Consider the following 10,925-nt stretch of genomic DNA (forward strand, 5'->3'; position numbering starts at 1 on the left):
CGTGACGCCAGGCGGCCGGCGCCCCGACCAGCGACGTCACCCCCGAGCCTGTCCGCGTTCTCGCTCGGCGCAATCCTGTGCAAGGCGGTCGTTCTTCGCCCGCGCGCCCGCCGCTCGCCTACGATGGTCGGGCCCGGCCGCGCGGTCGGTGACACCAGCCGCTCCGACGCCGTGCGCGCCCGGGGTGCGAACACGTCGGGAGTCATGCGTGCCAGCGATCCTCGAGAAGGTCCTGCGCCTCGGTGAAGGCCGGATCGTCAAGAAGCTGTCGGGCATCGCCCAGCAGGTCAACGCCCTGGAGGACAGCTTCGAGTCGCTGTCCGACGCCGAGCTGCGCGAGGAGACCGACCGGTTCCGCGCCCGCCTCGCCGACGGGGAGACGCTCGACGACCTGCTGCCGGAGGCCTTCGCGGCCGTCCGTGAGGCGTCCCGCCGCACGCTCGGCCAGCGGCACTTCGACGTCCAGCTCATGGGCGGCGCGGCGCTGCACCTCGGCAACATCGCCGAGATGAAGACCGGTGAGGGCAAGACGCTCGTCGCCACCGCGCCGGCCTACCTCAACGCGCTGTCCGGCAAGGGCGTGCACGTCGTCACGGTCAACGACTACCTCGCCGGCTACCAGGCCGAGCTGATGGGTCGCGTGTACCGCTTCCTCGGCCTCACGAGCGGCGTGATCCTCACCGGTCAGACGCCGCCGGAGCGCCGCCAGCAGTACGCGGCCGACATCACGTACGGCACGAACAACGAGTTCGGCTTCGACTACCTGCGCGACAACATGGCGTGGAGCACCGACGAGCTCGTGCAGCGCGGCCACAACTTCGCGATCGTCGACGAGGTCGACTCGATCCTCATCGACGAGGCGCGCACCCCGCTCATCATCTCGGGCCCTGCGTCGGGCGACGCGAACCGCTGGTACGCCGAGTTCGCCAAGGTCGTCCGCCGGCTGCAGCCCGAGCGGGACTACGAGGTCGACGAGAAGAAGCGCACCGTCGGCGTGCTGGAGCCCGGCATCGAGCGCGTCGAGGACTACCTCGGGATCGACAACCTCTACGAGTCCCTCAACACGCCGCTCATCGGCTTCCTCAACAACGCCATCAAGGCGAAGGAGCTGTTCAAGCGCGACAAGGACTACGTGGTGATGCAGGGCGAGGTGCTCATCGTCGACGAGCACACCGGCCGCATCCTGCCGGGCCGCCGCTACAACGAGGGCATGCACCAGGCGATCGAGGCGAAGGAAGGCGTCGCGATCAAGGCGGAGAACCAGACGCTCGCCACGATCACGCTGCAGAACTACTTCCGCCTCTACACCAAGCTCTCGGGCATGACCGGTACGGCCGAGACCGAGGCCGCCGAGTTCCAGGGCACGTACAAGCTGGGCGTCGTCCCGATCCCGACCAACCGGCCGATGCAGCGCATCGACCAGCGCGACTTCGTCTACAAGAGCGAAGAGGGCAAGTTCGACGCCGTCGTCGCCGACATCGTGGAGCGCCACGCGAAGGGCCAGCCGGTCCTCGTCGGCACCACGAGCGTCGAGAAGAGCGAGCTGCTGAGCTCCAAGCTCAAGAAGCAGGGCGTCCCGCACGAGGTCCTCAACGCCAAGCAGCACGCGCGTGAGGCGTCGATCGTCGCCCAGGCCGGCCGCAAGGGGGCCGTCACGGTCGCGACGAACATGGCCGGCCGTGGCACCGACATCATGCTCGGCGGCAACGCCGAGTTCATGGCCGTCGCCGACCTCGCCGCGCGGGGCCTCGACCCGGCGGAGAACGCCGAGGAGTACGAGGCCGCGTGGCCGTCGGCCCTCGACAAGGCCAAGGCGGCCGTCGCCGCGGAGCACGACGAGGTCACCGAGCTCGGCGGCCTGTACGTGCTCGGCACCGAGCGCCACGAGTCGCGCCGCATCGACAACCAGCTGCGCGGGCGCTCCGGCCGTCAGGGCGACCCGGGCGAGTCCCGGTTCTACCTGTCGATGCAGGACGACCTCATGCGCCTGTTCAACTCCGGCCTGGCCGAGTCGATGATGACGCGCGCGGGATTCCCCGAGGACATGCCGCTCGAGTCGAAGATCGTCACGCGCGGCATCCAGTCGGCGCAGTCGCAGGTCGAGGCCCGCAACTTCGAGATCCGCAAGAACGTGCTGAAGTACGACGACGTGATGTCCCGTCAGCGCGAGGTCATCTACGAGCAGCGTCGCCGCGTCCTGGAGGGGGAGGACCTGCACGAGCAGGTCGGCCACTTCCGCCGCGACGTGCTGACGGCGTACATCACGGGCGCCACCGCGGAGGGGCGGCCGGAGGACTGGGACCTCGACGCGCTGTGGACCGCGCTCAAGGCGGTCTACCCCGTGTCGATCACGCCGGACGAGGTCGTCGAGCAGGCCGGGGGGTCCACGCGTCTGTCGGCGGAACTCATCGAGCGCGAGATCCTCTCCGACGCCGAGCACGCCTACGCGGAGCGTGAGGAGACGATCGGGTCGGACAACATGCGCCAGCTCGAGCGGCGCGTCACGCTCTCGGTCCTCGACCGCAAGTGGCGTGAGCACCTCTACGAGATGGACTACCTCAAGGAGGGCATCGGCCTGCGGGCGATGGCCCAGCGCGACCCGCTCATCGAGTACCAGCGCGAGGGATACCAGCTCTTCAACGCGATGACCGACTCCATCAAGGAGGAGACGGTCGGCTACCTGTTCAACCTCGAGGTCCAGGTCGCCGAGCCCGAGGCTCCCGCGGTCACGGCCGACTCGGCCGCGGCAGCGGCCGCCAGCGCGGGCGCCTCGGCCGCCGCGCCGCGCGGTGTGCAGGACGGGCCGCGACTCGTGGCGAAGGGCATCGACGGGCCGCAGGAGCGCGTGCCGCTCCAGTACTCGGCTCCGTCGGTCGACGGCGACGCGTCGCGCGTGACGGGCTCGGCCGACGGTGCGCCGCAGGACGCACCCGTCGAGGGCGGCGCGAACCGCGAGGCGCGGCGGAAGGCCGCGAAGCAGCAGCGCAAGCACTGACGCGCGCGCCACCGCCGGCGAGGTCGTCGATCAGCCGACCTCGACGGCGGTGGCACGCCACGCGCCGCGGTGCGACTCGATCCGCAGCGCGACGGCCCGGACCTGGGTGCCGTCCTCGACGACCACGGACGCCTCGTGCGCGTGCGCGTCGATCGTGCAGACCCGCACCCGTCGCACGGCCGGGGGTCGGGTGGCTCCACGCGGGCCGAGCACGCGCACCGTCAGCGCGGCGCGTTGGTGCACCGACTCGTAGACGCCCGGGGTGACCCAGCGGGCGAGCTGGCCGGGAGAGCGGCGACCGCCCAGCACCTCGACCGTCGCCTGCGCGATCAGCCCTGCGAGGGCCACGACGTCGCCCCGAGGGCTCGTCCCGCGGTCCTCGTCGGCGGCGTCGAGCACGGGTGACCGGTCGGTCGCGCGCAGGATGCTCAGGCGCCGGCCCAGGGACGGCGGCACCGTGTGGGCGGGGCCGCCGGCGACGAGCCCGGCGGCCGCAGGCGGCAGGGGCACCATCCGGACCCGCGGCGCGGGCACGGCGGCGCGTGCCGGTGGTGCGTCGGTGTCGGTCGTGCTGCAGGACGTGGGTGCGAGCAGGCCCGCGCGAGCGAACAGCTCCTCGGCCGTCGTCTCGGGCTCGAGCACGAGCGCGGTCATGCGCCGGCTCCGTCCGCCGTGACGGTCGTGGGGACCACGAGGACCTGACCCGGGAGCAGGACACCCGGGTCCGGTCCGACCACGTCGGCGTTCGCGGCGTACCAGGCCGGCCATGCGGCGGCGATCTGCGCGTCGTCCGCACCTGCCGGCAGGTGGCGGGCAGCGATCCGCCAGAGGCTGTCGCCGCGGACCACCACGACCGTGGCCGGTTCGGCGTCGGCGGTCGGGCGGACCGGCGGTGCGACGAGATGAGTGACCGGGGTCGGGGTCGACGGCGCGGCGGCGGGCGGTGGTGCGGCGGTCGTGCCCGGCGCAGCTGCCGACAGGGCCGCGCCGACCGCCGCGCGTACGACGGGCGTGGTCGGGGCCGGCGAGGAGGTGGACGCGCCGGAGACGGCGGTGGCGGCGACGTCGGGCGTGGTCACCGCCCAGCCGACGTCGAGGTCCGTCCCGGCCGTCGCGGAGACGCTCGCGGGGCTGGCCAGGGGCTCGGCCGCCATGGCGGTCGTGGTGACCCCCAGGCCGAGCCCGGCTCCCACCGCGACGACGAGGGCGCGCCGGACGAGGGTGGGCGCGCACCGCAGGACGAGTCGCTCACCCGCGCGCCACGTCGCCCCGACGGCGCGCGCACCCAGGCACGCCAGCGCCAGGGCTGCGGACGCCCCGAGCCACACCGCGACGACCACGCCGATCGCCGAGACGGCCGCGTCGACGAGTGACTCGACGCGCAGCGGTCCACCGGTCGGTGACAGCAGCCGAACCAGGTGGGGCACCAGGGCGACCGTGAGGCCCCCGCAGAGGGTGACGGCGGCGGCGAGGAGACCGGCGGACCGTGCGTGCACCTCGCCGGCGGACGGTGTGCGGACCGCGGTGCGGCGCTGTTGAGCCATGTGGATAGCCCCCTGTGCTGTTTGATGCAGTTTGATGAATGTTGGCGCTGCTAGGTGTACCGGAATGTCCAGTTCGCTGTCCACCCGCCGGTGCCCGCTGTGGACGAGCGCGCCGTGCCGATCGGGCGGGACGGACTGAGCCGGCCGTCCTGGTCGCAGTACGAGTGGTCCCCTGTGGGGCGACCCGCGGGTTGGTACGGTGCGGCCGTGTCGAGCGAGCCGTCGCAGCCGCGAGCCGTGGTCCGGTGGTCGATCCGGACGCTGCCCTTCGTCGGGCTGGTGGTCGGTGTCGTGCGGGGCGACGGCGTGCTGGGGGCGGTGGTCGGGCTCGTGGTCGGCTACGTCGCGGCGCTCGCGGTGGCGTTCGTGGTCGGCTGCGTGATCGCCGTGCGGGCGCGCGTGCGCCCGGCGGTCCCAGCCGCCCCGGACCGCGCACCTGCCCCGGATGCCTCCCCGGCTCCCGCAACCGCAGCCGCGACCGCACCCGCGCCTGTACCCGTGCCCGTACCCGCACGCGCACCCGCGCTCGTCCTCGAGCCGAGCGCCGACGTCGTCGCCGCTCAGCTCGGGGTGGACCGTGACGCGCTCGTGCGTGCGCTCGACCGAGCGGTGGCCCGCCACGGCGGCGTGCTGAACGGCCGGTTCGTCCTCACCGGCGGGGAGCTCCGGGCGGTGTGGGGCTCGCCCGCCGGGGGCGAGGTGTCCGTCGTCGTCGACGACACCGGCGCTGACCGGAGCACGCAGCGTGTGCCGGTGGAGCGCGTCTCCCGCCCACTCCGCATCAGCTCGTTCGCGACGCACGTCCGGGGCGCGGTCCTGGAGCTCTTGCCCGCCGGCGACGGCGGCGTGCGGGCGATCTGGTGGCGCGGCGAGAACGCCGACCGCATGGAGACGATCCCGGTCGGGTTCCTGTGGGAGAAGAACGACGACTACATGCACGGCGTCGTCGACGAGGCGGACCTCGGACCGGTGACGCTCCGCCTCCGAGCCCGCTGAGGCCGACGGGCCCACCGGCAGGCGGGTCGGCCGCGGACGCCCCCGCGCCTCGCACGGCGAGCCCCTACGGTGTCGGGGTGCGGTGGGAGACGTTGTTCGCGGACATGGAGGCGCAGCTCGACGCCGCGCGCGCCGCCGAACGGCAGGTCCAGGTCGCCGAGCTCACCCGGGCCGAGCGCGCCACGGTCACGCTGGCCGACCGTGTGAGGGCGTCCCGCGGGTCGCGTGTCCGGCTCCTCGTGCTCACGGGCGAGAGCATCGAGGGCGAGCTGGTCGACAGCGCGACGGAGTGGCTGCTCGTGGCGCCCTCAGCGGTCCAGCGGGTGCTCGTCCCGGTCGCGGCCGTCGCTGCCGTCTCGGGGCTGGCCGCGCACGGGGCGCCCCCGGCCGGTGCCACCGAACGCAGGCTCGGGCTCGGTCACGCGCTGAGGGCGCTCGCGCGCGACCGGATGACCGTGCGTGTGTCGGCGCAGGGTGCCGACGTCGTCGGCCGCGTCGAGCGCGTCGGGTCGGACCACCTGGAGATCGGTGCGACGCACGAGTTGGCGGGGCGCGTCTGGACGATCCCCTTCGCGTCGCTCGCCGCGGTTCGCTCGGGCTGACCCGACCCGGCGACGGAGCCGCTACGACGCGTGGTCGCGCGTCGCGTCCGACTGGGACGCGGCCCGCTCGCGGGTCTGCTCGTACATCCGCTGGATGTAGTTCTCCAGCTCGGCCGACTCGACCCGCCAGATACCGCGGCCGCCGATCTGGATCGCCGGCAGCTCGCCGGAGCGCACGAGCGCGTACGCCTGCGGTGCCGAGATGTTGAGGATCTCGGTGACGTCGGCGAGCGTGAGGAACCTCGAGGCCATGCCCGCAGTGTGGCACGCGTTGGCGCGGTGCCCGGGTTGTCCACAATGCTTCCGCAGCGTCCCGGTTCGTCCGGGCAGGATGGCGCACGTCGCGGGGCTCCGCGGCGTGAGCTCGCGACGACAGGGGACCAGATGACCACGAGCGTGCTCGACCTCCCGGCGCCGGTCGCGTCCCGGTTGCGACGACCCGGCTGGCGAGACCCGCGCCTGCTCGCGGGCGTCGCGATGGTGGCGGCGTCGGTCGCGCTGGGGTCCTGGGCCGTACGGACCGCGCAACGAACCGTGCCGGTGTACGTCGCTCGCGAGGCGATCGTGGCGGGTCAGGCGATCGAGCCGGACGCGCTCGCGGTCGTCGACGTGCGGCTCGGCTCGGTCGACGTCGGGCGCTACCTGTCCGCGGACGAGCCGCTCCCGGCGGACGGCACGGCACTGCGGACCGTCGGCGCGGGCGAGCTCGTCCCGCGGGCCGCGGTCGGCGACGCCGCCGACGTCGCCGTGCGGCCGGTCGCCATCGGCCTCGTGCGTCCGCCGGCGAAGGCGGTCACGGTCGGCGCGCTGGTCGACCTGTGGTTCACGCCGCCCGAGCGTGACCCCGCCGACGGCACCATGGGGGAGGGCGCTGCGGCGGCCGACGACGCGCTCCCGCACCCGCTCGCGTCGAGCCTCACCGTCGCGGAGGTCACGCGTCCCGACGGCGGGTTCGCCGCGACCGGCGCGGCGACTGTGCAGGTGCTGGTCCCGACCGACGCGCTCGCGGACGTGCTCGCGGCTCTGTCCACGGACGGCACGGTCGACGTGGTCCCCCTCCCCGGGTCGGGCGGCTGACGTGGCCGTCGGTGTGCTGTGCGCGGTGCAGGGCACCGCGGAGTCGATCCTCGTGCAGGCCATGGAGGGCTCCGGCGGTCGGTTGAGCGTGACGCGTCGCTGCGCCGACCTCACCGAGCTCCTGGCGGCCGCGGAGGCCGGGCTGGGCACGCTCGCGGTGGTGTCGGTCGACCTCGACCAGCTCGACCGTGAGTCGGTCGACCTGCTGCACCGTGCCGGTGTCCGCATCGTGGGTGTGGCCGACCCGGCCCGGCCGTGGCTGGCCGAGCGGCTGACGTCGTTCGGCGCCGACCTCGTCGTGGACGCGCCGGGCGACGAGGCGGACGCGTCGGACGTCGTGCGGGACGCTCTCCGGGTCCTCGACGCGGCCGTCCACGACCGCACTCGTGAGCTGCCGGTCCAGTCACCGGGCGCGCTCGGTGCGCCTGCTGCGCCCGGCGCGGGGCCGGGGCCGGCGTCCGAGCGTGGCTCGGTGGTCGCGGTCTGGGGCCCGACGGGCGCCCCGGGCCGCACGACGGTCGCCGTCAACGTCGCCGCGGAGCTCGCGGCGGGTGCGCCGACCCTCCTGGTCGACGCCGACACGTACGGCGGGTGCGTCGCGCAGGTGGTCGGGATGCTCGACGAGGCGCCCGGGCTCGCGGCGGCCGCTCGCGCGGCTGGTCAGGGCACGCTCGACGTGACGACCCTGGCGCGACTCTCGCCGACCATCGCGCCCGACCTGCGGGTGCTCTCGGGCATCTCGCGGGCGGACCGCTGGCCCGAGCTGCCGTCGTCGTCGCTCGAGCCGGTGTGGTCGGTGGCCCGGTCACTCGCGCGCTGGACGGTCGTCGACTGCGGCTTCTGCCTGGAGCAGGACGAGATCCTCAGCTACGACACCCGGGCGCCTCGCCGGAACGCGGCGACGGTGAGCGCGCTGGAGGCCGCCGACCTCGTGCTGGTCGTCGGGTCGGGCGACCCCGTGGGCATCCAGCGGCTCGTGCGCGGCCTGGGGGAGCTCACCGACCAGGGTCTCGGCTCGTCGCGCGTGGTCCTGGTGAACCGGGTGCGGGCGTCGGTGGCCGGACCGCGGCCCGCGGAGGCTGTCGCCCGCGCGCTCGCCCGGTACGCGGGCGTCACCGACGCGATCCTGGTGCCCGAGGACAGGCCGGCGCTCGACACGGCCCTGCTCGAGGCACGGACGCTCCGCGAGGTGGTCCCGGGCTCGCCCGCGCGCCGGGCGCTGGCGGCCGTCGCGGCGCGGGTCGAGTCGACGCTGTCGTCGGGCGCACTCGTGGGCTGAGGTGCGGGGCGTCGGGGCGGCGACCGAGAAGACACCGCCGGACGCGCGAATGCTGGACGGATGTCCGGTTCGTCCAGATGGCGAGACGGGTGCGATGCGGCGGGCAAGCAGGTTGCTCGGGGCAATCTAGTGCATTTTCGGACATGTCGGCATTCAACCCGTGACCACAGTCACAGTTGGACAACTGTCCGTCTAGTTTGAACGTTACTGACTGGTACGTTCGATTCACCGATCTCGGCCGCCATTCCCTGAGAAGTGTTTCCGGGGGCCGATCTGCGCTGCCCGCCCCGGACGTCAGGAGCAGGAGCGCGTCACGTCGGCGCGCCCGCGCGCGGCCCGACGATGCCCGTCGACTCGGCCTTCGCGCTCGTCAGAGCGCCCGGAGGCCGGGCGTCGCCCCCTGCCCGCCGGCCGTCCGCGGGCCCTGAACCGAACGATAGGTCTGCCATTGTTTGTCTTCGTTCTGCAGCTCCGGCATATGCTCGCCGGACAGTCCGAGTTCTATCTCTTTGCATTGTTCTCCACTGCGATCTGGGCATTGTGGCTGCTCAAGGTGCTGCTTTCGCGGCGCTACAAGCCGTACACCGGCGAGTTCCATGGCACCACCAGCGTGGTCATCCCGGTGGTCGACGAGCCGCTCGACCTGTTCCGCGACGTGCTCGCCCGCATCGTCGCCCAGCGGCCCGACGAGGTGATCGTCGTCATCAACGGCGCCCCGAACGCCGGCCTGCAGCAGGTCAGCGACGAGTTCGCGCCGCTGGTCCGCTGGGTGCACACGCCGATTCCCGGCAAGCGCAACGCGGTCAAGATCGGCACCGAGCTGTCCCGCGGGGAGATCACGGTGCTCGTCGACTCCGACACCGTCTGGACCGACGGCACGCTCCCCGAGCTGGTCAAGCCGTTCGCCGACGCGTCGGTCGGCGGCGTCACGACCCGTCAGCGGATCCTCGAGCCCGAGCGCTCGTGGATCACACGCTGGGCCGACTGGCTCGAGAACACCCGCGCGCTGTACTCGATGCCCGCGCAGTCGGCGCTGGGCCAGGTCGGCTGCCTGCCGGGCAGGACCATCGCGTTCCGCCGGCACATCCTGATCCAGGTCATGGACGACTTCATGCACGCCAAGTTCCTGGGCGTGTTCCTCGAGGTCTCCGACGACCGGACGCTCACCAACCTCACGCTCAAGGCGGGCTACCGCAGCGTGTACCAGGCCACCAGCCTCGTCTACACGGACGCCCCGCTGCAGGTGAAGAAGCTGTTCAAGCAGCAGCTGCGGTGGGCGCGGGGGAGCCAGTACAACACCCTGCGCATGCTCCCGTGGATGGTCGCGCACGCCCCGGTGCTCGCGATCTTCTTCGTCGCCGACATCCTGCTGCCGTTCCTGCTGCTCGGCACGATCGGCGGCTGGATCTACCGGTCGGTCTCCGGCACGGGCACCAACCTGTACGCGGCGATCCTGCACACCTACACCGGCATGACCGGTTGGTTCTGGGTGGTCGCGATGATGCTGCTGTCGTCGGTGCTCTCGATGGCGATCCGGCAGATCCGGCACCTGCACGAGAAGCCGTCGGACTTCCTGCGGCTCCCCGTCTTCATCATCACGTCGACGTTCTTCCTCATGCCCGTGCGGTTCCTCGGGTTCCTGCGGATGGCGCACGCGAGCGGCTGGGGCACCCGGGCCGGTGCCTACGCCGGCGGTTCGGACGACCTCATGGCCGAGCTCGAGCGCGCGCCGGAGGGCCCGGCCGACCTCGTCGACCGCACCCCGGCCCACGTGCTGCCCACGCAGCGCTCGGGCGAGGACTCCCCGGCGGGCGCGTCGGTCGCGGTCCGGGCCCGGCGCCAGACGGCGCCGGCACGCGCCACGCCAGCCCGTCGTCGTCGCCTGAACCCGCTGGCCGCGGTGCCGTACCTCATCGCGCTGGTCCTGATCGCCCTGGAGGCACTCGTCTATGTCTGACCACATCGATCTCACCGAGTGGTGGAGCAGCACGCTGCGGCCCGCCCGTCGCAAGCGGTTCGCCGCCCTCGTGCTCGCCGTCGCACTGATCGCCACGACGACGGTCGTGTGGCTGTCGCCGTCCGTCGCGACCCCGGGCAAGCCCCAGACCGCGTCTGCCGAGGAGGTGCGCCTGTCCGAGGAGAACACGCGGCTGCGGGCGATCCTCAAGGCGCGCGAGCAGCAGTCCGCCGACCTGGCACGCTCGCAGGCCAAGGCGGAGGCGGAGCGCAAGGCCGCTGCCGAGCAGGGCGCGGCGAAGGCCGAGGCCGAGAAGCAGGCCGCAGCCCAGGCGGGTCAGCAGAAGGCCGCCGCCGAGCGTGCCGCTGCCGCCCAGCGCTCCAAGGCCAAGGCCGCGTCCGAGCGCGCCGCCGCCGCTGCGCGCGGCAAGGCGCAGGACCGCGCGGAGCAGGCCGAGGCCGAGGCGGCCCGCGCG

9 protein-coding genes and 1 pseudogene are annotated in these 10,925 nt (G+C 73.3%); 7 read left to right on the forward strand and 3 right to left on the reverse strand.

Going from position 1 to position 10,925, the window contains the following annotated elements:
* The first annotated feature begins 208 nt into the window (after positions 1–208).
* Positions 209–2,995, forward strand: a complete 2,787-nt coding sequence (gene secA / locus J7523_RS13205; protein ID WP_291887289.1) for a preprotein translocase subunit SecA — start codon at positions 209–211, stop codon at positions 2,993–2,995.
* A gap of 30 nt (positions 2,996–3,025) precedes the next feature.
* Here secA and J7523_RS13210 read toward each other — a convergent pair whose 3' ends face one another.
* Positions 3,026–3,649: an Rv3235 family protein gene (locus tag J7523_RS13210; protein ID WP_291887292.1), complete on the reverse strand. Its 624-nt coding sequence runs from the start codon at positions 3,647–3,649 to the stop codon at positions 3,026–3,028.
* Positions 3,646–4,422: a LysM peptidoglycan-binding domain-containing protein gene (locus J7523_RS13215; protein ID WP_291887296.1), complete on the reverse strand. Its 777-nt coding sequence runs from the start codon at positions 4,420–4,422 to the stop codon at positions 3,646–3,648. Before J7523_RS13215 ends, J7523_RS13210 begins: the two co-directional genes overlap by 4 nt.
* 324 nt (positions 4,423–4,746) lie before the next feature.
* Between J7523_RS13215 and J7523_RS13220 the strand changes: the two genes are divergently transcribed.
* Both J7523_RS13220 and J7523_RS13225 read left to right on the forward strand, forming a co-directional pair.
* On the forward strand, positions 4,747–5,535 hold the full coding sequence (locus J7523_RS13220) for a hypothetical protein (RefSeq protein WP_291887299.1): 789 nt from the start codon (positions 4,747–4,749) through the stop codon (positions 5,533–5,535).
* A 77-nt stretch (positions 5,536–5,612) separates the two neighbouring features.
* The gene (locus J7523_RS13225) at positions 5,613–6,137 is read left to right on the forward strand and encodes a hypothetical protein (protein ID WP_291887300.1); all 525 of its coding nucleotides are present in this window, start codon (positions 5,613–5,615) and stop codon (positions 6,135–6,137) included.
* A gap of 21 nt (positions 6,138–6,158) precedes the next feature.
* Here J7523_RS13225 and J7523_RS13230 read toward each other — a convergent pair whose 3' ends face one another.
* Entirely contained in the window at positions 6,159–6,389 is a 231-nt protein-coding gene (locus tag J7523_RS13230; protein WP_291887302.1) for a helix-turn-helix domain-containing protein, read from the reverse strand.
* 132 nt (positions 6,390–6,521) lie between these two features.
* Here J7523_RS13230 and J7523_RS13235 point away from each other — a divergent pair, with 132 nt between their 5' ends.
* The 4 genes and pseudogenes from J7523_RS13235 to J7523_RS13250 form a co-directional block, all read left to right on the forward strand.
* On the forward strand, positions 6,522–7,214 hold the full coding sequence (locus J7523_RS13235; RefSeq protein ID WP_291887304.1) for a hypothetical protein: 693 nt from the start codon (positions 6,522–6,524) through the stop codon (positions 7,212–7,214).
* A gap of 1 nt (position 7,215) precedes the next feature.
* The gene (locus J7523_RS13240) at positions 7,216–8,493 is read left to right on the forward strand and encodes a hypothetical protein (protein ID WP_291887306.1); all 1,278 of its coding nucleotides are present in this window, start codon (positions 7,216–7,218) and stop codon (positions 8,491–8,493) included.
* A gap of 478 nt (positions 8,494–8,971) precedes the next feature.
* Complete coding sequence (locus tag J7523_RS13245; RefSeq protein ID WP_291887308.1) at positions 8,972–10,450, forward strand: glycosyltransferase family 2 protein; 1,479 nt, start codon at positions 8,972–8,974, stop codon at positions 10,448–10,450.
* Positions 10,443–10,925: pseudogene (locus tag J7523_RS13250) on the forward strand (glycoside hydrolase); the annotation flags it as partial. The gene J7523_RS13245 and the pseudogene J7523_RS13250, both read left to right, overlap by 8 nt.

Origin of the sequence: Cellulomonas sp. (assembly GCF_017744555.1) — a bacterium.
Classification (GTDB): Bacteria; Actinomycetota; Actinomycetes; order Actinomycetales; family Cellulomonadaceae; genus Cellulomonas.